This window comes from Agrococcus sediminis (genome assembly GCF_007923295.1).
Classification (GTDB): Bacteria; Actinomycetota; Actinomycetes; order Actinomycetales; family Microbacteriaceae; genus Agrococcus; species Agrococcus sediminis.
In genome coordinates this window covers 315,004-335,528 of record NZ_VOIR01000012.1, presented here as the reverse complement: position 1 = coordinate 335,528, position 20,525 = coordinate 315,004, and the positions used below count along the sequence as shown (strand labels likewise).

The 20,525-nt window shown below is 72.8% G+C and carries 18 protein-coding genes; 14 read left to right on the top strand and 4 right to left on the bottom strand.

What is annotated here, in order from left to right; all coding sequences use genetic code 11:
• Window positions 1-49: 49 nt before the first annotated feature.
• From FQ330_RS05265 to FQ330_RS05240, 6 genes are all read left to right on the top strand, one after another.
• Window positions 50-787, top strand: coding sequence for a hypothetical protein (locus FQ330_RS05265; RefSeq protein ID WP_146355767.1), 738 nt, complete (start codon window positions 50-52; stop codon window positions 785-787).
• Window positions 788-865: 78 nt separating this feature from the next.
• Window positions 866-2,821 carry an ATP-dependent zinc metalloprotease FtsH gene (gene ftsH, locus FQ330_RS05260; RefSeq protein ID WP_146355765.1) on the top strand — a complete coding sequence of 652 codons (1,956 nt, stop codon included), beginning with the start codon at window positions 866-868 and terminating at the stop codon, window positions 2,819-2,821.
• Entirely contained in the window at window positions 2,821-3,387 is a 567-nt protein-coding gene (folE, locus tag FQ330_RS05255) for a GTP cyclohydrolase I FolE (RefSeq protein WP_128188780.1), read from the top strand. Before ftsH ends, folE begins: the two co-directional genes overlap by 1 nt.
• Window positions 3,384-4,595 (top strand): dihydropteroate synthase, encoded by a 1,212-nt coding sequence (gene folP, locus FQ330_RS05250; RefSeq protein WP_146355762.1) that lies wholly within the window; start codon window positions 3,384-3,386, stop codon window positions 4,593-4,595. Before folE ends, folP begins: the two co-directional genes overlap by 4 nt.
• Window positions 4,592-5,092, top strand: coding sequence for a 2-amino-4-hydroxy-6-hydroxymethyldihydropteridine diphosphokinase (folK, locus tag FQ330_RS05245; protein ID WP_146355760.1), 501 nt, complete (start codon window positions 4,592-4,594; stop codon window positions 5,090-5,092). Before folP ends, folK begins: the two co-directional genes overlap by 4 nt.
• Window positions 5,089-5,556, top strand: coding sequence for a DUF3180 family protein (locus tag FQ330_RS05240; protein WP_164877050.1), 468 nt, complete (start codon window positions 5,089-5,091; stop codon window positions 5,554-5,556). The genes folK and FQ330_RS05240 overlap by 4 nt, the downstream gene beginning before the upstream one ends.
• Window positions 5,557-5,563: 7 nt before the next feature.
• Here the strand turns inward: FQ330_RS05240 and FQ330_RS05235 are convergent, their stop codons facing one another.
• Window positions 5,564-6,559 carry an LCP family protein gene (locus tag FQ330_RS05235; RefSeq protein ID WP_146355758.1) on the bottom strand — a complete coding sequence of 332 codons (996 nt, stop codon included), beginning with the start codon at window positions 6,557-6,559 and terminating at the stop codon, window positions 5,564-5,566.
• A 101-nt stretch (window positions 6,560-6,660) separates the two neighbouring features.
• On the opposite strand from FQ330_RS05235, the gene FQ330_RS05230 reads away from it, so the two are divergent.
• The 6 genes from FQ330_RS05230 to FQ330_RS05205 are packed head-to-tail and all read left to right on the top strand — an operon-like array spanning window position 6,661 to window position 12,658.
• Window positions 6,661-7,155, top strand: coding sequence for a PH domain-containing protein (locus FQ330_RS05230; RefSeq protein WP_128188775.1), 495 nt, complete (start codon window positions 6,661-6,663; stop codon window positions 7,153-7,155).
• Window positions 7,152-8,966, top strand: a complete 1,815-nt coding sequence (locus FQ330_RS05225) for a PH domain-containing protein (protein WP_146355756.1) — start codon at window positions 7,152-7,154, stop codon at window positions 8,964-8,966. Before FQ330_RS05230 ends, FQ330_RS05225 begins: the two co-directional genes overlap by 4 nt.
• Entirely contained in the window at window positions 8,963-9,658 is a 696-nt protein-coding gene (locus FQ330_RS05220; protein ID WP_146355754.1) for a Rossmann-like and DUF2520 domain-containing protein, read from the top strand. Before FQ330_RS05225 ends, FQ330_RS05220 begins: the two co-directional genes overlap by 4 nt.
• A 49-nt stretch (window positions 9,659-9,707) precedes the next feature.
• Window positions 9,708-10,568, top strand: a complete 861-nt coding sequence (gene panC, locus FQ330_RS05215; RefSeq protein WP_128188772.1) for a pantoate--beta-alanine ligase — start codon at window positions 9,708-9,710, stop codon at window positions 10,566-10,568.
• Window positions 10,569-10,607: 39 nt separating this feature from the next.
• On the top strand, window positions 10,608-12,359 hold the full coding sequence (locus FQ330_RS05210; RefSeq protein ID WP_128188771.1) for a lysine--tRNA ligase: 1,752 nt from the start codon (window positions 10,608-10,610) through the stop codon (window positions 12,357-12,359).
• Window positions 12,360-12,388: 29 nt separating this feature from the next.
• On the top strand, window positions 12,389-12,658 hold the full coding sequence (locus FQ330_RS05205) for a hypothetical protein (protein ID WP_128188770.1): 270 nt from the start codon (window positions 12,389-12,391) through the stop codon (window positions 12,656-12,658).
• A gap of 1 nt (window position 12,659) precedes the next feature.
• Here the strand turns inward: FQ330_RS05205 and FQ330_RS05200 are convergent, their stop codons facing one another.
• The 3 genes from FQ330_RS05200 to FQ330_RS05190 are packed head-to-tail and all read right to left on the bottom strand — an operon-like array spanning window position 12,660 to window position 14,732.
• Window positions 12,660-13,835, bottom strand: coding sequence for a CPBP family intramembrane glutamic endopeptidase (locus FQ330_RS05200; RefSeq protein ID WP_128188769.1), 1,176 nt, complete (start codon window positions 13,833-13,835; stop codon window positions 12,660-12,662).
• A 37-nt stretch (window positions 13,836-13,872) separates the two neighbouring features.
• The gene (locus FQ330_RS05195) at window positions 13,873-14,112 is read right to left on the bottom strand and encodes a helix-turn-helix domain-containing protein (protein WP_128188768.1); all 240 of its coding nucleotides are present in this window, start codon (window positions 14,110-14,112) and stop codon (window positions 13,873-13,875) included.
• On the bottom strand, window positions 14,112-14,732 hold the full coding sequence (locus tag FQ330_RS05190) for a hypothetical protein (protein WP_128188767.1): 621 nt from the start codon (window positions 14,730-14,732) through the stop codon (window positions 14,112-14,114). The genes FQ330_RS05195 and FQ330_RS05190 overlap by 1 nt, the downstream gene beginning before the upstream one ends.
• 178 nt (window positions 14,733-14,910) lie before the next feature.
• On the opposite strand from FQ330_RS05190, the gene FQ330_RS05185 reads away from it, so the two are divergent.
• Window positions 14,911-17,391 (top strand): ATP-dependent Clp protease ATP-binding subunit, encoded by a 2,481-nt coding sequence (locus tag FQ330_RS05185; protein WP_128188766.1) that lies wholly within the window; start codon window positions 14,911-14,913, stop codon window positions 17,389-17,391.
• A gap of 193 nt (window positions 17,392-17,584) precedes the next feature.
• Entirely contained in the window at window positions 17,585-20,497 is a 2,913-nt protein-coding gene (locus FQ330_RS05180; RefSeq protein ID WP_146355752.1) for a cell wall-binding repeat-containing protein, read from the top strand.
• Window positions 20,498-20,525: the final 28 nt, after the last annotated feature.

The following is a 20,525-nucleotide window of genomic DNA, read 5'->3' as shown; positions in this document are numbered from 1 at the left end:
TCGGTCGGCTCCCAGGCACGGGCGCGCGATCGTTTGGGAGGATGCTGGGATGAGGTCCTCCGCACGCGCGCTCGCGCCGCTCGCCGTCGCCGTCGTCGCTGCAGCGCTGGTCGGCTGCTCGACCGCGCCGACGCCGACGCCGCAGCCGTCGATCCCGCCCGGCATCACCGCGCCGCCGCCCACCGCGCCCGCCGAGCCTCCGGCCCCGGAGGTGGAGTCGTCGCTGCCGCCCGAGATCGCCGGCGTCGACACGAGCGCGTGGCAGCAGGTGCCCGTCGCCGGCGTCGCCACCTTCCGCATCCCGCCCGAGTGGTCGACCGAGGAGATCTCGGGCGGCCTCGCGGTGCTGCGCGCCGACGGCGAGCGGCAGCTCGCGCTCACGATCGGCGCGACGGGCGAGACGCTCGCGTCGCTGCCCACCGGCTGCGTCGACGCCGCGGGCACCGCGGTGGGCTGGCGCACCCTCGGCCTCGACCGGCAGGACGTCACGATCACCGGCGCCACCGGCGTGGCCTTCGGCGCGGCGGCGCTCCAGCTCGGCGAGCAGTGGATCGTGAGCATGGGGCTTCGCCCGGCCGCCGAGGCGCAGTCGCCGCGCTGCCCGATCATCAACGCCTTCGACTCCGAGCAGGGGCTCGTCTCCTTCGGCTCGGAGACGATCGTCACCGGCTCCGGCGAGGGCGCCCCGTGGGCGGTCGGCTCGCTCGCCGATGCGCAGGCCTACGTGGGCTCCGAGGAGTTCGCGACCATCCGCGCGATCCTCATGTCGCTCGAGCTGCTGCCGTAGCCCGCGCCCTCAGCGAACAGGCCGGTCCCGTGCGGATGCGCGGGGCTAGCCTGGTGCAATCCGACCAAGAAGGACGTCATGGACTTCAAGAAGTTCCTGCGCGGTCCGATCCCCTGGATCGTGCTCGCGCTCGTCATCGTCGCTGTCGCGTTCAGCTTCTTCATGACGCCGCAGTTCCGGCCCGTGCAGACCGACGTCGGCATGCAGATGATCGAGGACGGCCGCGTCGAGCAGGCGCGCATCGTCGACGGCGAGCAGCGCGTCGACCTCATCCTCACCGAGCCGGACGCCGAGTTCGGCAAGCAGGTGCAGTTCTACTACGTCGAGCCGCGCGGCGAGGAGCTGGTCGACGCGATCACCGCCGCCGACCCCGCCGAGGGGTTCATCGACGAGGTGCCGCAGAGCAACTGGCTGCTCTCGCTCATGGGCATCCTGCTGCCCGTGCTGCTGCTGGCGGCGCTGTTCTACTTCTTCATGACGCGCCTCTCCGGCGGCAACCGCGGGGTGATGCAGTTCGGCAAGTCGAAGGCCCAGCTGATCACCAAGGACATGCCGCAGGTGAAGTTCTCCGACGTCGCCGGCGCCGACGAGGCGGTCGAGGAGCTCGGCGAGATCAAGGAGTTCCTGCAGGACCCCTCGAAGTTCCAGGCGGTCGGCGCGCGCATCCCGAAGGGCGTGCTGCTCTACGGCCCTCCCGGCACGGGCAAGACGCTGCTCGCCCGCGCGGTCGCGGGTGAGGCCGGCGTGCCGTTCTACTCGATCTCTGGCTCCGACTTCGTCGAGATGTTCGTCGGCGTCGGCGCGAGCCGCGTGCGCGACCTGTTCGAGCAGGCGAAGCAGAACGCGCCGGCGATCATCTTCGTCGACGAGATCGACGCGGTCGGCCGCCACCGCGGCGCCGGCCTCGGCGGCGGGCACGACGAGCGCGAGCAGACGCTCAACCAGCTGCTCGTCGAGATGGACGGCTTCGACGTGAAGACCAACGTCATCCTCATCGCCGCCACCAACCGCCCCGACATCCTCGACCCGGCGCTGCTGCGCCCGGGCCGCTTCGACCGCCAGATCGGCGTCGACGCCCCCGACATGAAGGGCCGGCAGACCATCCTCACCGTGCACGCCAAGGGCAAGCCCATGGCCGAGGGCGTCGACCTCGAGGTGCTCGCGCGCAAGACGCCGGGCTTCACCGGCGCCGATCTCGCGAACGTGCTCAACGAGGCGGCGCTGCTCACCGCGCGCACCAACGCCACGCAGATCACCGACGAGGCGCTCGACGAGGCGGTCGACCGTGTGATGGCGGGCCCGCAGCGGCGCACGCGCGTGATGAACGACAAGGAGCGGCTGATCACGGCCTACCACGAGGGCGGCCATGCGCTCGCGGCGGCGGCGATGCGCCACTCCGACCCGGTCACGAAGGTGACGATCCTGCCGCGCGGCCGCGCGCTCGGCTACACGATGGTGCTGCCGGTGAACGACAAGTACTCGGTCACGCGCAACGAGCTGCTCGACCAGCTCACCTACGCGATGGGCGGCCGCGTCGCCGAGGAGATCGTCTTCCACGACCCGACCACGGGCGCCGGCAACGACATCGAGAAGGCCACCGGCATCGCCCGCAAGATGGTCACCGAGTACGGCATGACGGCGGCGATCGGCGCGGTCAAGCTCGGCGCCGCGCAGGGCGAGGCGTTCTTCGGCCGCGACATGGGCGGCGGGCGCGACTACTCCGACACCCTCTCGGAGGCCGTCGACCGCGAGGTGCGCGCGCTCATCGAGCAGGCGCACACCGAGGCCTGGCAGGTGCTCAACACCAACCGCGACGTGCTCGACCGGCTCGCGGGCGAGCTGCTCGAGAAGGAGACGCTCGACCACGTGCGCCTCGCCGCGATCTTCGCCGAGGTCGAGAAGCTGCCCGAGCGGCCCCAGTGGCTCTCGCACCCCGACCGCCCGGTGAGCGACCGTCCGCCGATCGAGCTGCCGGTCTCGCAGCACGTCGACGAGGTCGTCGAGCCCGACGTCGAGACCGAGCCCGCCAGCTGATGGCCGTCGACCGGGAGAGGATCGCGGCGGCAGTCCGCGAGCTCCTCGCGGCGATCGGCGACGACCCGGCGCGGCCCGGCCTGGCCGAGACGCCGCGGCGGGTGGCGGAGGCCTACGCCGAGTACTTCTCGGGCGTCGGCGAGGATCCGACGGCGCACCTCGACTCCGCCGACCTCGCGGGCGAGTCGGGCGAGCTCGTGCTGCTGCGCGACATCGAGTTCCGCTCGATGTGCGAGCACCACCTGCTGCCGTTCACGGGCGTCGCCCATGTGGCCTACCTGCCGAGCGACCGCATCGTGGGCCTCGGGCGCATCCCCCGCGTCGTCGAGACGATCGCCTCGCGCCCGCAGATCCAGGAGCGCCTCACCGACGAGATCGCCGACGCGCTCGTCGCGGGGCTCGACCCGCGCGGCGTGCTCGTGGTGGTCGAGGCGGGCCACGGATGCGTCGCGGCCAGGGGCGCGCGGCAGGCCAAGTCGTCGACGGTCACGGTGGCGAGCCGCGGAGCGCTCGCGGAGCCCATCGAGCGCGCCGAGATCATGGCGCTCATCGGGGAGCGCCGATGAGCGAGGTGTGGGGCGTCCTCAACGTCACGCCCGACTCGTTCAGCGACGGCGGCCGCTACGTCGACGCGGGCGCCGCGATCGCGCACGCGCGGCGGATGCGCGCGCAGGGCGCCGACGTGATCGACATCGGCGGCGAGTCCACCCGGCCCGGCGCGACGCCGCTCGATCCCGCCGAGGAGCTCGCGCGCATCCTGCCGGTCGTCGAGGAGCTCGTGCGGGAGGGCATCCGCGTCTCGGTCGACACCATCCACGCCTCGACCGCGCGCGCCGTGATGGCCGCCGGCGCCGAGATCGTCAACGACGTCACCGCGGGGCTCCACGACCCCGAGATGCTGGCCGCGGTCGCCGAGGGCGGCGCCCGCATCGTGCTCATGCACTCGCGCGGCATCGACGTGACGCAGGACACGCACTACGGCGACGTCGTCGCCGAGGTCGTCGCCCACCTCGAGGAGCGCGTCGCCGCGGCGGAGGCCGCCGGCATCGCGCGCGAGCGCATCATCCTCGATCCCGGCTTCGGCTTCTCCAAGCAGCCGGACGACAACTGGCGGCTGCTCGCGGGCCTCCACCGCGTGATCGAGCTGGGGCTGCCGCTGCTGGTCGGCACGAGCCGCAAGCGCTTCCTCGGCGCGCTCGTGCCCGAGGGCGCGCCGCCCGAGGAGCGCGACGCCGCGACCGCCGCGACCTCGATGCTCGCGGCGCAGCGCGGCGCCGCCGCCGTGCGCGTGCACGACGTCGCCTCCACCGTGTCGGCGCTGCGCGCGCTCGACGCGGTGCGCCGCGCCGACGGGCCGGACTGGGACGTCGTGCTCGACGACGTCGAGCGGCTGCACGGCACCATCCGCCTGCAGGGCATCCGCGCGCGCGGCCACCACGGCGTGCTGCCCGAGGAGCGCGCGGCGGGGCAGGAGTTCGTCGTCGACGTCGAGCTCGGCCTCGACATCCGCGACGCGGTCGCGAGCGACGACGTCACGCGCACCGTGCACTACGGCGAGCTGGCCGAGCGCATCGTCGCCGAGGTCGAGCGCGACCCGGTCGACCTCATCGAGACGCTCGCCGACCGCATCGCCCACGCGTGCTTCGACGACCGCCGCGTCGCGCACGCGGTCGTGACCGTGCACAAGCCGAGCGCGCCGATCGCCGTGCCGTTCGCCGACGTGTCGGTCACGGTGCAGCGAGCGCGGCTGCGCCACGGGACGGGCATCCGATGAGGCTCGCGCTCGAGCGTCGCGCGGTGCTCTCGCTCGGCGCCAACCTCGGCGACCGCCTCGCGACCATCGACGCGGCCGTGCGCGCCCTCGATGCGATCGACGGCATCCGCGTGCTCGAGCGCTCGAGCGCGTGGGAGTCGCCGTCGTGGCACCCCGACGGCGAGGGGCTCTCGCCGGACTACGTGAACGTCGTGCTCATCGTCGGCACGACCCTCGAGCCGCTCGACCTGCTCGACGCCGTCAACGCGGTCGAGGATGCGCTCGGCCGGGTCCGCGCGGAGCGGTGGGGGAGCCGCACGATCGACATCGACATCGTGACGATCGGCGGCGTCGAGCGCGCCGAGGACCGCCTGGTGCTGCCGCACCCTCGCGCCCACGAGCGGCAGTTCGTGCTGCAGCCGTGGCTCGAGCTCGAGCCCGAGGCGTCGCTCCCGGGCCACGGCCCGATCGCCGAGCTCGCGGAGTACGCCGACGGCGACGTGTGGCGGCTCGCGTGACCCGCACGACCGCCCCGGTGCTGATCGTCGCGACCCTGCTCGCGGCGATCGCCGCGTGGGCGCTCGAGACCATGCTCGTGATGTCGGGGCGGCCGGCGATCGTGCCGCCGATCACGCTCGGGCCCGCGCTCGGGGTGCTCGGCGCGGTGCTGCTGCTCGTCGCGTGGCCGGTGCGGCAGGCCGCGCACGGCAAGCGCCGCATCGGCTACCGGCACGCGACGAGCGTGCTCGGCTTCGCGAAGGCGTCGTCGCTCGTCGGCGCGCTGCTCGGCGGCGCGGCGCTCGGCGCGCTCGCGTTCTTCGCCACCCGCGTCGTCGTCGCCGACGACGCCGTGCTCGCGCTCGCGGTCGTCGCGGTCGGCGGGCTGCTGCAGCTCATCGCGGGCCTCGTCGCCGAGCACTGGTGCGTGCTGCCGCCCGACGACGAGGACGAGGCGGGCGCGGCGGTGCGCGGCGCCGCCTGAGGCGCGCCTAGCGCTCGGGCGCCGGCTCGAAGGTCGTCATCGACTCCTCGTCGAACGCCGCGCGGATCTCCTCCACGCCGTCCCAGTTGACGTAGACGACCGACTGCGAGCCCTCCATGCCGACCCCGAGGGTGGGCATCGTGAAGGTGCGCACGTCGCTCGAGTCGAGCGATGCCAGCTGCGGCCCGAGGTCGATGACCGTCGGCAGCGAGAACGTGTCGCTCGTGGCCATGTAGGGCGAGACCTGCGCGAGGATGTCGGCCATCCGGTCGGGGTTCGTGAGGTTCTCGCGCGTCATCAGCTGCTCCATGAGCCCGCGCAGGAACGCGCGCTGGTTGTAGGTGCGCTGGTAGTCGCTGTCGGGGAAGGGCGAGCGGGCGCGCACGTACATCAGCGCCTCCTCGCCCTGGATCGTGATCTCGCCCTGCGGGTAGTCGTAGCCCTGGTAGCCGAAGGCGATGTCGTTCTGCAGGGTCACCCCGCCGAGCGCCTCGGTGAGCCCCTCGAAGCCGTCGAAGTCGATGATGGCGATGTGGTCGATGCGCTGGTCGATCACGCCCTCGACGGTCTGCACCATGAGCGGCACGCCGCCGAGCGAGAGGGCGGCGTTGATCTTGCTCATGCCGTGGCCCGGGATCTCGACCCACGAGTCGCGCATGATCGACATCAGCTGCATCGTCTCGCGGTCCGGCGGGATGTGCGCGACGAGGATCGTGTCGGCGCGGTCGCCGAGCCCCGTGAGCAGCGAGCCGTCGGCGGCGCGCGAGTCGCTGCCGAGGAGCAGGACGTTGATGGGCGCGGCCCCGTCGGTCGCGGCCTCGGTGGGGCGCAGCGACTCCTCGGGGAACGCCGTCTCGATGGTCTCGACCTGCTGCAGCGACGGGTTGACGCGCAGGAAGTACCAGCCGATCGCCGCGAGCAGCGCGAGCACGATGACGCCGACGATCCCGACGGCGACCCATCTGCCGGTGTGCCGCGTGCGCTCTTCCGTCTCTGCCTTCACCGCGGCAGTATCCCAGACCCGCCCCTCAGCCGCCTCGCACTAGCCTGGAGGCGGGTCCGCGGGGGCCTCCGGCTGCCCGCCGGACGACGGGGGAGGGAACCGTGGCCGAGCGCCTGGACGTCACCGGAGAGTGGCAGCGCGTGAGCATGCGCTACGCGGTCGTCGAGTCGATCGGCTCGGTCATCGGCTGGCTGATCGTCGCCCTCGGCGCCACCGTGCCCATCTGGCTCGCCAACGACCAGCGCATGCCGTGGTGGGGCTGGCTGCCGCTCGCCGCCGCCGGCGCGCTCGCGCTCATCGGCGTGGTCTGGGCGTTCCTGCGCACCCGCACCATCGGCTACCTCCAACGGCCCGACGACCTGCTCGTGCGCCGCGGCATGCTGTTCCGCCGCTTCGTCGCGGTGCCCTACGGCCGCATGCAGATCGTCGACATCACGCAGGGGCCGATCGAGCGGATGTTCGGGCTCAAGACCCTGAAGTTCGTCACGGCGGCCGCGTCGAGCGCGATCACGATCCCCGGCATGCCCGGCTCGACGGCGGAGGAGCTGCGCGACCGGCTGGTCGCCGTGTCGGAGTCGCGGCGGGCCGGCCTGTGACGACCGCCCCTCCGCCGCAGGCGCCCCCGCCTGCCGCGCCCGTCCCGAGCGCCGCGCAGCAGGCGCGCGCGCGGGCGATCGGGCTCGTCGACGGCGAGTGGCACCGCCTGCACCCCGCGACGCCGCTGCTGCGCGGCGGGCTCGCGCTCATCATCTTCCTCGGCATCGTCGTCTCCTCGTTCCGCGACCGCATCATCGGCATGTTCGTGCCCGACGAGTGGGACGCCGACTTCGACCAGGACCCCTTCGGCGACTTCGTGCTCGACCAGCTGCTGTGGGTCTCGCTCGGCGTCGTGGGCCTCGTGCTGCTCGGCATCGTGCTCTTCTGGCTCGCCTGGCGCGTGCACCGCTTCCGCATCACGGGCGACGCGGTCGAGGTCGAGCAGGGCATCCTCTTCCGCCGGCACCGCCGCGCGCCACTCGCGCGCATCCAGGCCATCAACATCCAGAGGCCCTGGTTCGCGCGGCTGCTCGGCGCCTGCAAGCTCGAGATCCAGCAGGCCGGCAACGACTCCAACGTCGACCTCGACTACCTGAGCTCGTCGGTGGCGAATGCGCTGCGGTTCGAGATCATGGACCGCGCGTCGGGCAGGTCGGCCGCCGACGCCCAGCGCCTCGCCGCGCAGCGGCAGGCGGGCGCACCCGGCGGCGTCGTCGACGAGCTGCTGCGACCGGACGCCGAGATCGCCCACCTCGCGCCCGACTCGCTCGTGCGCATCCCCGTCGTGCGCATCGTCATCTCGTCGCTGCTCGACGGCTGGATCGTGTGGGCGATCGCCTACGTCGTCGCCACCGGCGTCGCGATCATCGGCTTCCAGCAGTTCTGGGCGATCTTCGCGCTGCTGCCGGGCGCCATCGCCTTCTTCGCGGCGGGCGTGAAGTCGCTCGGGTCGAAGCTGCGCTACTCGATCGCGGCGACGCCCGACGGCATCCGCCTGGCCTACGGGCTCGCGTCGACGACGACCGAGATCATCCCGCCCGGCCGCATCTTCGCGCTGCAGGTGAAGCAGCCGCTGCTGTGGCGGCCGTTCGGCTGGTGGCAGGTGACGTTCACGCGCGCCGGCAAGATCAAGCCCGACGGGTCGGGCACAGGGCAGAGCAGCCAGATGGCGAGCTACCTGCTGCCGGTGGGCGACCTGCGCGACGTGCGCACGGTCGTCGGGCTCGTGCTCCCCGAGCTCGCCCACTCGCTGCTCATCGACCAGGGGCTCTTCGGCCAGGCACCCGACGCGTTCGTCGTCAGTCCGCCGCGCGCTCGGGTGTTCCGCTGGTTCTCGGTGCGCCGCAACGGCTTCCACGTGCACCCGGCCGCCTTCCTGCTGCGGCACGGCCGCATCTGGCGCTCGCTGCAGCTCGTGCCGCAGGCGCGCGTGCAGTCGGTGGCGCTGCAGCAGGGTCCGCTCTACGGCCTCGCGCGCCTCGGCAAGGTGCAGCTCCACGTGCCCGACACCGTGCTCTCGCCGGGCATCGGCGCGATCGACCAGCGCGACGCGGCGCTGCTCTTCGACCACGCGATGCGCACGATCAAGGTCGCGATCGACCGCGATGGGTCGGAGTCGTGGGCGTCGTCGCTGTCGCGCCACGCGGTGCTCGCCACCGCGCCGGCCGTGCAGGACGGCCTCATGCGGCCGCCGACGGTCACGCAGGCCGCCCCGCCGCCTTCCGCCCCACCCCCCGCCGCCCCGCCCTCCTCCGCCGGCCGAGCCGATCCGGTCGCCGCGCGTCCGGCTCGAGTCGAGACCACCCCGCCCCCGATCCCACCGCACCAGCACCCCGACGCCCGCTGGCAGCGGCCCCGGGACGAGCGATGAGGCCCGGCCGCCTCGGCGTCGGCATCATCGGCGCCGGCCGTGTCGGCCCCGTGCTCGGCGCGGCGCTCGCGGGCGCCGGCCACGCGATCGTCGGCATCGACGCCACGGGCGAGGAGGCGGCCGACCGCGCCGAGGCGGTGCTGCCGGGCGTCGCCATCCTCGACGCGCCCACGATCGTCGAGCGCAGCGAGCTCGTGCTCATCGCCGTGCCGAGCGACGAGCTGCCGGGCCTCGTGGCCGGCCTCGCCGCGACCGGCGCGTGGCAGCCCGGCCAGATCGTCGTGCACACCGCGCCCGAGCACGGCATCGAGGTGCTGCGCCCGGCCGCGGCGCGCGGCGCGATCCCGATCGCGCTGCACCCGGCGATGACCTTCTCGGGCACCTCGCTCGACCTCGCGCGGCTGCTCGAGGCGACCATCGCCGTGACGGCGCCGCGCCCCGTGCTGCCGATCGGCCAGGCGCTCGCGGTCGAGATGGGCGGCGAGCCGATCGTCGTCGAGGAGGCCGATCGCCCGGCGTACGCGGAGGCGCTCGAGGCCGCGCGCGGCTTCGCCGAGGGGATCGTCGCGCAGGCGCTGCGCCAGCTGCACGAGATCGGCATCGAGCGGCCCTCCCGCGTGCTCGGCGGCGTCGTCCGCTCGGCGGTCGAGACCGCGCTCGCGCGCTACCCCGACCCGCCGGTCGAGCCCTGAGCCGCTGCTCGAGCCCGGCCCTGAGCGCCCGCGCGCCTAGGCTGGCCAGGTGCCCGAGCCCATCCAGACCCTGACCACCATCGACGCGGTGCGCGCGCTCGTGCGCGATGCCCGCGCCGACGGGCGGCGCATCGCGCTCGTGCCGACCATGGGCGCGCTGCACGAGGGCCACGCCGAGCTCGTGCGCACCGGCCTCGAGCGCGCCGACCTCGTGATCGCCTCCGTGTTCGTCAACCCGATGCAGTTCGGGCCGCACGAGGATCTCGACCGCTACCCGCGCACGCCCGACGCCGACACCGCGGCGCTCGCCGAGCTCGGGGTCGCCGCGGTCTTCATGCCGACGGTCGACGAGATGTACCCGGACGGCGGCCGAAGCGAGACGCTCGTCACGGCCGGCCACCTCGGCATGGTGCTCGAGGGCCGCAGCCGGCCCGGCCACTACGACGGCGTGCTGACCGTCGTCACGAAGCTGCTGTCGATCGTCGGCCCCGACGTGGCGCTCTTCGGCGAGAAGGATGCGCAGCAGCTGTTCCTCGTGCGGCGCATGGTGCGCGACCTGAACCTGCCCGTCGAGGTGGTCGGCGTGCCCACGGTGCGCGAGCCCGACGGCCTCGCGCTCTCGAGCCGCAACCGCATGCTGCGGCCGGGGGAGCGGGCGGATGCGCTGGCGCTGTCGCGCGCGCTGGCCGCGGCGGGCTCGGCCGCGGACCGCGGCGTCGAGGCGATGCTCGCCGCCGCGCAGTCGGTGTTCCAGTCCGACACGGGCGTGCAGCTCGACTACCTCGCGATCGTCGACCCGGCAACGTTCCGCCTCGCGCCGGCCGAGCACCACGGGCCCGTGCAGGTGCTCGTCGCGGCGCGCGTCGGCGCGGTGCGGCTCATCGACAACGCCGTCTTCACGATCGCCTGACCGACGGGCACGGTCCGCCCGCCGGTAGGATCGGACGTCGTGACCGAGACGACCGAGACGCCTGACGACAGCACTGCCGAGCACGAGCGCGCCGACTGGGTCTCCCGCCTGGCCGACGAGGTGATCGCCGAGGCGGAGCGCCGCGGCTCGCGCCCGGTCGCGGCATCCGGCATCTCGCCCTCCGGGCCCATCCACCTCGGCAACTTCCGCGAGGTCATGAGCCCGCACCTCGTCGTCGACGAGCTGCAGCGGCGCGGCGTCGACACCGAGCACATCATCTCCTGGGACGACTACGACCGCTTCCGCAAGGTGCCGGCCGGCATCGAGGGCGTCGACGAGACGTGGGCCGAGCACATCGGCAAGCCGCTCACGAGCGTGCCCGCCCCGCCCGGCAGCGAGCACGACTCGTGGGCCGCGCACTTCCGCAGCGCCGCCGAGGCGTCGTTCGCCGAGGCCGGCGTGCGCTACCGCGGCATCAGCCAGACCGAGCAGTACCGGGCCGGCGCCTACACCGAGCAGATCCTGCACGCGATGCGCCACCGCCGCGAGATCGACGCGATCCTCGCGCAGTTCCGCACCCTGCCGGCGGCGAAGGACGAGGACGAGGCGCTGCAGGCGGCGCTCGACGCCGGATCCGGCGCCGCGACCGAGGACGACGGCTCGAGCGGCGGCGAGTACTACCCCTACAAGCCCTACTGCACGCGCTGCGGCAAGGACCTCACGTCGATCGAGGCGTACGACGACGACTCGACCGAGATGACGTACTCGTGCACCTGCGGGCACCGCGAGACGGTGCTGCTGCGCGAGTTCCGCTCGGGCAAGCTCGTCTGGAAGGTCGACTGGCCCATGCGCTGGGCGTACGAGCGGGTCGTCTTCGAGCCCTCCGGCGTCGACCACCAGTCGCCCGGCTCGTCCTTCCAGGTGGGGCTCGAGCTCGCGCCGGTGTTCGGCTGGCAGCGGCCGCTCGGCCCGATGTACGCCTTCGTCGGCTTCGGCGGCGTCGCCAAGATGTCGTCATCGCGCGGCGGCGCCCCCGTGCCCGCCGACGCGCTCGCCGTGATGGAGGCGCCGGTGCTGCGCTGGCTCTACGCGCGTCGCCGCATGAACCAGTCGTTCGACGTCGCCTTCGGCTCCGAGCTGCAGCGCACCTACGACGAGTGGGACGCGCTCGCGCGGAAGGCCGCCGCCGGCACCGCGCAGCCGGCCGAGCTCGCCGCGCTCGAGCGGGCGGTCTCGACGGCGCACGAGCGCCTGCCCGAGACGCCGCGCCGCGTGCCCTACCGCACCCTCGCATCCGTCGTCGACATCACCTTCGGCGACGAGGCGCAGATCCTGCGGATCCTCGGCGGCCTCGACGCCGACGACCCGATCGTCGACCTCGACCCGCTGCGGCCGCGGCTCGACAAGGTGGAGGCGTGGGTCGCCACGCACATGCCCGCCGACGAGCACACGGCGGTGCGCGACGCCCCCGACCGCGAGGCGCTGCTCGCGCTCACCGAGACCGAGCGCGACGCGATCGCGCTGCTGCTCGACGGCGGGCAGGGCCTGCCGCCGCTCGAGGAGGCGTGGACGCTCGACGGGCTCACCCACCAGGTTTACGGCGTCGCGAAGGTGCAGCGCGGGCTCGAGCCCGACGCCATCGTCAAGGGCGACAAGGAGCTCTCGGCCGCGCAGCGCGCCTTCTTCGCCCTGCTCTACCGGCTGCTGGTCGGCCGCGAGACGGGTCCGCGCATCCCCACGCTGCTGCTCGCGATCGGTCGCGAGCGGGTGCGCGCGCTGCTCACCCCGTGAGGGGCGGATGCGCGCGGTAGGGTGGGGGCATGCCTGAGAGCTGGTGGGGGAACGCGATCTTCTCGCTCATCCCGACGATCATGCTCGGGCTCATCTTCTGGATGGTGCTGCGGATGATCATCCGCGGCGATCGCACGGCCCGTCGCGAGTACGACCGCATCGAGGCCGAGGAGCGCGCCAAGGCCGGCCTGCCGCCGAAGGGCGAGCGGCCCCTGGCGGCGGCCGATGCCGCGGCCGAGGGCGACGCGCAGCCCCAGGTCGCGTCGACGCCGCCGGCCGACGCCCCGCCGCGCGCCTAGCTCAGCGCGCCCCGACGGGCTCGGGCGCCGCGACGGGCGCCTGCGGCTCGAGCAGGTCGGCCGCCGGTGTGCCGGTCGTCCACCGCTGCTCCTTCGCCAGGAAGAAGTGCACCGCGAGGTAGGCGACCGCCAGCGCCAGCGCGGTGACGCCGAACGACAGCCAGTCCTCGCCCGCGACCGGCTGCGCCGACAAGGCCGACGTGCCGGTGAGCGCGAGCGGCACCATGATGAAGACGTTGTTGGCCGTGTGCAGCACCGACGCGGCCTCGAGTCCGCCCGTGCGGAACGTGAGCATCGAGCACGTGAAGCCCACGAGCGCGAGCTGCAGCGTGGCCGACAACGACGGATGCAGATGAGCGGCCCCGAAGGCGAGCCCGGTGAGCACGCCCATCGTGATCGACGCGAGCCACTGGTTCCGGATCCAGCCGCCCAGCATCTGGGTCAGGAAGCCCCGGATCGCGAACTCCTCACCGGTCGCCTGCAGCGGTGTCGTGAGCAGCACGATCGCGACGAGCGCCCAGTTCGGGTCCCACTGCCACTCGACCGACGGGTCCAGCCAGAGCGAGATGCCGATGTAGATCGCGAAGACCGGCAGGAGCACGATCGCCGAGCGGCCCACCGCGCGCCAGCGCCAGCGGCCGACGACGCTCGAGGCGAAGCCGGCGGCGCCCTTGCCGAACGCCGCCATCGCGACGATCGTGCCGGGGATCATCGCCGCCCAGGAGAGGTTCACGCCCAGCATGCCGAGCGGTGAGCCGATCAGCTGCGTGAGCCCGTCCAGGAACTCCTCCTCGGTCGGCGCGCTCGTGGGGTCGAGCTGCGAGAACAGGTCGACGACGCCGGGCATCAGCAGGGCGAGCGCGACGATCTGGCCCGCGGCGAAGAAGCCGATGGCGATCGCCCACGCGAGGAACCAGCGGCCCACCCGCTTCGACAGCGGCCGGAAGGCGCCGACGAACGCCTGCCCGCGCATCGGGAGCGCCGCCGGCAGCAGCGCGGGTCGCGTGGGCGCGGGCGGCTGCCGCGGCTGGCCGTAGGGGACGGGTGCCGCGCCGTACGGCGCCTGCCGGTACGGCGGCTGGCCGTACTGGGGCTGCCCGTACGGTGGCTGCCCGTACTTGGGCTGCCCGAACTGGCCGGGCGGTGGGCTCCAGGGCTGCGCGGGCTGATCGGTCACAGTGCTCCTCGTCGTCGTCTCTCAGAGGCTACCGATGTCACCCCTGCGTTCCGTGAGCGCCGACCGTGAAGAGGTCACCGGGTTGGCACTCGAGCGCATCGCACAGCGCGATGAGGGTGGAGAAGCGGATGGCCCGGGCACGGTCGTTCTTCAGCACCGAGAGGTTGACGAGGCTGACGCCCACCGCCTCGGCGAGGGCGGTGAGCGTCATGCCGCGGGACTCGAGCAGCTCGTCGAGCCGGCAGTGCAGCCGCGAGAGGTCCTCCTCGGCCGGCACTAGACGAGACCGTCGGCGTCCCGCTCGGCGCGGTCGGCGACGCGGAACACCGTCATCAGCGTCGCGACGACGAGGCCGAAGAAGATGGCCGCGGGGTTGAACGCCGCGACCGCGCCGTATCCGGCCGGGGTGCCCATCGCCTGCCACGTGCCCATGCTCACCCAGCCCTCGAGCGCATCCGCCACGATCGGCCCGGCGGCTGCGCCGATGAGCACGAGCGCGAGCGGCAGCTGCGCAGCCTGGAGGAATGCGCGTCCGCGCAGCAATCGGCCGGCGAGCATGGCGATGCCGACGAGCACGAGCGCGACGCCGGCCGATCGCGCGACGAGCGCGGCAACCATGGCGAGGGTGAGGTGCGTCGGCTGGCCGGTGAGGAAGACGACCGTGTCGAGCGACTGGGTGCTCACGACGGCGATGCCCTCCGTCGGCCCGGCCAGCGGCTCCGGCAGCTCGGGCTGCACGAGCAGCGGCGCCGCCCCCATGCCTTGGAGGAGCGGGAGCGTGGCGTTCAGCGCGGTCGTCACGGCTGTGAGCGCCGCACCGACCCACGCCGCGATCTGCACGAGCCGCAGCACGGCGCGATCGGTGCGGGAGAGGACTCTGGCGGTCTGTGCGGTCATCGCGAACTCCTTCGTTCAGCGAATCGAATGTCGATAAGTTATCGATGATCGATATGCGCGTCAAGCGCGCTGCGCGCTCGAGCGCTGCGGGCCATCCGCCCCGTGCCGCCGACAGCGAACACGGCCGTGTCCGCGAACCCGCGCGGCTACGCTCGAATCTCAAGGAAGGGAGGCAGCGATGTTCGAGAGGTTCACCGACCGCGCTCGCCGGGTCGTGGTGCTCGCCCAGGAAGAGGCGAAGCTGCTCAACCACAACTACATCGGCACGGAGCACATCCTGCTCGGCCTCATCCACGAGGGCGACGGGGTCGCCGCGAAGGCGCTGGAGCAGCTCGGCATCTCGCTCGACGCCGTCCGCGCGCAGGTGCAGGACATGATCGGCACCGGCAGCCAGCAGACCACCGGGCACATCCCGTTCACGCCGCGCGCCAAGAAGGTGCTCGAGCTGAGCCTGCGCGAGGCGCTGCAGCTCGGCCACAACTACATCGGCACCGAGCACGTGCTGCTCGGCCTCATCCGCGAGGGCGAGGGCGTCGCCGCGCAGGTGCTCGTCAAGCTGGGCGCCGACCTCAACCGGGTGCGCCAGACCGTCAACCAGCTGCTCGCGGGGTACCAGGGCAAGGAGTCGACGACGGTCGGGGGCGACCAGACGCAGCAGACCGACGCCAAGGGATCGCAGATCCTCGACCAGTTCGGCCGCAACCTCACGCAGGCCGCGCGCGACGGCAAGCTCGACCCCGTCATCGGCCGCGAGAAGGAGATCGAGCGGGTCATGCAGATCCTCTCGCGCCGCTCGAAGAACAACCCGGTGCTGATCGGCGAGCCCGGCGTGGGCAAGACCGCCGTCGTCGAGGGCCTCGCGCAGGCGATCGTCAAGGGCGAGGTGCCCGAGACGCTCAAGGACAAGCAGGTCTACACGCTCGACCTCGGCTCGCTCATCGCGGGCAGCCGCTACCGCGGCGACTTCGAGGAGCGCCTCAAGAAGGTGACGAAGGAGATCCGCACCCGCGGCGACATCATCACCTTCATCGACGAGATCCACACGCTCGTCGGCGCCGGCGCGGCCGAAGGCGCGATCGACGCGGCCAACATCCTGAAGCCGCTGCTCGCCCGCGGCGAGCTGCAGACGATCGGCGCGACGACGCTCGACGAGTACCGCAAGCACTTCGAGAAGGACGCCGCGCTCGAGCGCCGCTTCCAGCCGATCCAGGTCAACGAGCCGTCGGTCGCCCACACGATCAACATCCTCAAGGGCCTGCGCGACCGCTACGAGTCGCACCACAAGGTGACGATCACCGACGGCGCGCTCGTCGCCGCGGCCAACCTCGCCGACCGCTACGTGCAGGACCGCTTCCTGCCCGACAAGGCGATCGACCTGATCGACGAGGGCGGCGCCCGGCTGCGCCTGTCGATCCTCTCGGCCCCGCCCGAGCTGCGCGAGTTCGACGACCGCATCTCCGACGTGCGCACGCGCAAGGAGGCCGCGATCGAGGGCCAGGACTTCGAGGCCGCGGCGCGCCTTCGCGACGAGGAGAAGGAGCTGCTCGGCGAGCGGCTCCGCACCGAGAAGCAGTGGCGCTCCGGCAACGGCGGCCCCACGGGCGTGCTCGACGAGGGCGTGATCGCCGAGGTGCTCGCGAACGCGACCGGCATCCCGGTGTTCAAGCTCACCGAGGAGGAGTCGGCGCGGCTCATCTTCATGGAGAAGGCGCTGCACCAGCGCGTCATCGGCCAGGACGAGGCGATCAGCGTGCTCGCCAAGACCATCCGCCGGCAGCGCGCGGGCCTCAAGGACCCCCGCCGCCCCTCCGGCTCGTTCATCTTCGCCGGGCCCACGGGCGTCGGCAAGACCGAGCTGGCGAAGGCGCTCGCCGAGTTCCTCTTCGACGACCAGGACGCGCTGATCTCGCTCGACATGTCCGAGTTCAGCGAGAAGCACACCGTCTCGCGGCTCTTCGGCGCCCCTCCCGGGTTCGTCGGCTTCGAGGAGGGCGGCCAGCTCACCGAGAAGGTGCGGCGCAAGCCGTTCTCGGTCGTGCTCTTCGACGAGATCGAGAAGGCGCACGTCGACATCTTCAACTCCCTGCTGCAGATCCTCGAGGAGGGTCGTCTCACCGACGGCCAGGGCCGGGTGGTCGACTTCAAGAACACCGTGATCATCATGACCACCAACCTCGGCACCAAGGACATCTCGGGCGGGCCCGTCGGGTTCGTGCTCGAGGGCTCGAGCGAGAACGACTACGAGCGGATGCGCGCGAAGGTCCGCGAGGAGCTCAAGAAGAACTTCAAGCCCGAGTTCCTCAACCGCGTCGACGAGACGATCGTCTTCCCGCAGCTCAGCCCCGACGAGCTGCTGCAGATCGTCGATCTGTTCATCAAGCGGCTGCAGGAGCGCCTGCTCGACCGCGACATGACGATCGAGCTGACCGAGGCAGCCAAGCGCCGCCTCATCCACATCGGCCACGACCCGGCGCTCGGCGCCCGGCCGCTGCGTCGAGCGGTGCAGCACGAGATCGAGGATGCGCTGAGCGAGCGGATCCTGCACGGCGAGCTGGGCTCGGGCGAGCACGTCACGGTCGACTTCGTCGACGACGAGTTCGTCTTCACGCACACGTCGCCGGAGCCGCACGAGCCGGAGCTGGCGCCCGCCGACGCCTGACGGCGGCGCGGCGAGCCAGGCCGCACGAAGAGGGAGGGGACCCGGCGGGTCCCCTCCCTCTTCGTCGTGCTCGGACCGTTACCGGATGTTCACCAGGGGGAGGCGATTGGCCCTCGCGGTTCGCGAGAGAACTTCATAGGCTCGCGAGTGGCGTGCCTCGCGCGCCTCACATCCCCTGCAACGGAGAACCACAGTGAACAACCACTTCAAGCGCAACCTGGCGGCCGGCGCCGCCTGCGCGGTCGGACTCGGGCTGCTCGTCGCCCCGTCCGCGGCGCTCGCGACGGACGGCGGGGGCGACACCCCGGCCGACGCGCACGGCACCGTCGTCAACCTCATCCACTTCAACGACTTCCACGGCCGCATCGACAGCAACACGGTGAGCTTCGCCGGCACCGTCGAGCAGCTGCGGGCCGAGCAGGGCGACGCGAACTCGCTCGTCATCTCGGGCGGCGACAGCATCGGCGCGTCGCTGTACGCCTCGGCCGTGCAGCAGGACGCCCCCACGATCGACGTGCTGAACGCGCTCGAGCTCGAGGCATCCGCCGCGGGCAACCACGAGTTCGACCGCGGCATCGACGACCTGCAGGGCCGCGTCGACGAGCGGGCCGACTTCCCGATCCTGGCCGCCAACGCGACGCGCGACGGTGCGCCGATCGGCGATTCCTACGCCACCTTCTCCGTCGGCGAGGGCGACGACGCCGTCACCGTGGCCGTCATCGGCGCCGTCACCGAGGAGACCCCCTCGCTCGTCGACCCGTCCGGCATCGCCGGGGTCGAGTTCGGCGACCCCGTCGCCGCGGTCAACGCGGTCGCCGCCCAGCTCTCCGACGGCGACGCCACCAACGGCGAGGCCGACCTCATCGTCGCCGAGTACCACGAGGGCGCGCAGGCGACCCTCGCCCCGAACGCTCCGCAGGAGGAGCAGGCCGCGGCGCTCACCGCCGCGATGGCCGACAGCGACGCGTTCCGCGCGATCGTCGAGGACACCGCCCCCGAGGTCGACGCGATCTTCAACGGCCACACGCACCAGTCCTACTCGTGGCTCGCGCCCGCTCCGGACGGCAGCGAGCAGGACGTGCGCCCGATCATCCAGACGTCGTCCTACGGAGCGCAGCTCGGCCAGCTCGTCGCGACTGTCGACCCGGCCACGAGCGTCGCCAGCTTCGACCTGGCCCGCATCGTGCCGCGCACGCAGACGCCGCAGGACGAGCTGATCGCGACCTACCCGCGCGTCGCGGCCGTGGCCGAGATCACCGAGGCAGCGCTCGAGCAGGCGGCCGTCATCGGCCAGGAGCCGCTCGGCGAGATCACCGGCGACATCACCACCGCCTTCACGGCCGACGAGCGCGACGACCGCGGCAGCGCATCCACCATGGGCACGCTCGTGGCCAACATGCTGCGCGACCAGCTCGCGCCCGAGAACCGCGGCGGCGCCGAGATCGGCATCACCAACCCGGGCGGCCTGCGCGCCGAGCTCCTCTACGAGGCCGGCGAGGGCGAGACCGAGGACGGCATCGTGACGGTCGGCGAGGCCGCCGCCGTGCTGCCCTTCGCGAACAACCTGTGGACCACGACCCTCACCGGCGAGCAGCTGCGCGTCGTGCTCGAGCAGCAGTGGCAGCGGAACGCCGCGGGCGAGGTGCCCTCGCGCGCCTACCTGCAGCTGGGGCTCAGCGACAACGTCGAGTACACCTACGACTCGACGCTCGCCGAGGGCTCGCGCATCACCGGCATCTGGGTCGACGGCGCCGAGGTGGCCGCCGACGACACGTACCGCGTCGCGGTGCCCAGCTTCCTGCTCTCCGGCGGCGACAACTTCCGCGGCCTGATCGCCGGCACGGACGACCGCGACTCGGGTCTGGTCGACTCCGAGGCCTTCGCGGCGTACATCGAGGCGCAGTCGCCGATCTCGCCCGACTTCTCGCGCCGCCAGCTCGAGGTCGTCGGCCTGCCCACCGCGCCCGTCGCGATCGGCGCTCCCGTGTCGCTCACGGTGAACGAGATCGACCTGACGTCGCTCGGCACGCCGGTCAGCACCGAGCTCGAGCTGCACTACGGCGACGAGCTGCTGGGCACGTTCCCCGTGGTCGACGACTCGGCGACCGTCGAGTTCGAGGCGCCGCTGCCCGTCGCGGGCGACCGCTTCGAGCTGCGCACGGCCTCGGGCACCGCGGTGCCGTTCTCGATGCCGATCGCGCTCACGACCGAGCGCCTCGACGGCGTCAACCGGTACGAGACGGCCGTGCAGGTGTCGCAGGACGCCTACCCCGGCGGCGCTCCGGTCGTCTACGTCGCGAGCGGCCAGCTCTTCCCCGACGCGCTGACGGCCGGCCCGGCCGCCGCGCACGAGGGCGGACCGGTGCTGCTGACGCGCCTCACCGAGGCCCCTGAGGTCGTGCTCGACGAGATCGAGCGCCTCGGCGCCGCTCGCGTCGTGATCGTCGGCGGCGAGCCGTCGATCAGCGCGGAGACGGAGGCGCAGATCGCCGCGATCGCGTCGGTGGAGCAGGTCGACCGCCTCGGCGGCTCCGACCGGTACCACACGAGCCGCCTGGTCGCCGAGTACGCCTTCGAGGGTGCTGAGGGCGCGTACGTCGCCGCCGGCACGCGGTTCCCGGACGGCCTGTCGGCCGGTGCCGCCGCCGGTCACCTCGACTGGCCGCTGCTGCTCGTGAGCACGAGCACCGAGGTGCCCGAGGCCACGACCGCGCTGCTCGACGAGCTCGGCGCCGATCGCATCCGCATCGCGGGCTCGGCCGAGGCCGTCCCGTCGTCGATCGCGGGCGACTTCGTCGACGCGGGCTTCACGGTCAACCGCCTCGGCGGCTCCGACCGCTACGCCACGAGCGCCATCATCACGGCCTCGGCGTTCGACGCCCCGGTCGAGCGGGCCTACCTGGCATCCGGCCTGGTCTTCCCCGACGCCCTCGCGGGCGGCGCGGCGGCCGGCGCGCAGGACGCCCCGCTGCTGATCACGCGCACCGACTGCGTGCCGCAGCGCATCCTCGACGAGCTGGAGCGGCTGCAGATGCCGACGCTCACGCTCGTCGGCGGCGAGCCGTCGCTGAGCGCAGAGGTGGCGGCGCTGACGTCGTGCTCGTAGTCGCATGATCGGCGCGAGGGGCGGGGCT

Bases quoted from the DNA above. Each gene is read 5' to 3' on its own strand.
- FQ330_RS05265 (WP_146355767.1), top strand. From the start codon at position 50: ATGAGGTCCTCCGCACGCGCGCTCGCGCCGCTCGCCGTCGCCGTCGTC.
- ftsH (WP_146355765.1), top strand. From the start codon at position 866: ATGGACTTCAAGAAGTTCCTGCGCGGTCCGATCCCCTGGATCGTGCTC.
- folE (WP_128188780.1), top strand. From the start codon at position 2,821: ATGGCCGTCGACCGGGAGAGGATCGCGGCGGCAGTCCGCGAGCTCCTC.
- folP (WP_146355762.1), top strand. From the start codon at position 3,384: ATGAGCGAGGTGTGGGGCGTCCTCAACGTCACGCCCGACTCGTTCAGC.
- folK (WP_146355760.1), top strand. From the start codon at position 4,592: ATGAGGCTCGCGCTCGAGCGTCGCGCGGTGCTCTCGCTCGGCGCCAAC.
- FQ330_RS05220 (WP_146355754.1), top strand. From the start codon at position 8,963: ATGAGGCCCGGCCGCCTCGGCGTCGGCATCATCGGCGCCGGCCGTGTC.
- FQ330_RS05205 (WP_128188770.1), top strand. From the start codon at position 12,389: ATGCCTGAGAGCTGGTGGGGGAACGCGATCTTCTCGCTCATCCCGACG.
- FQ330_RS05190 (WP_128188767.1), bottom strand. From the start codon at position 14,732: ATGACCGCACAGACCGCCAGAGTCCTCTCCCGCACCGATCGCGCCGTG.
- FQ330_RS05185 (WP_128188766.1), top strand. From the start codon at position 14,911: ATGTTCGAGAGGTTCACCGACCGCGCTCGCCGGGTCGTGGTGCTCGCC.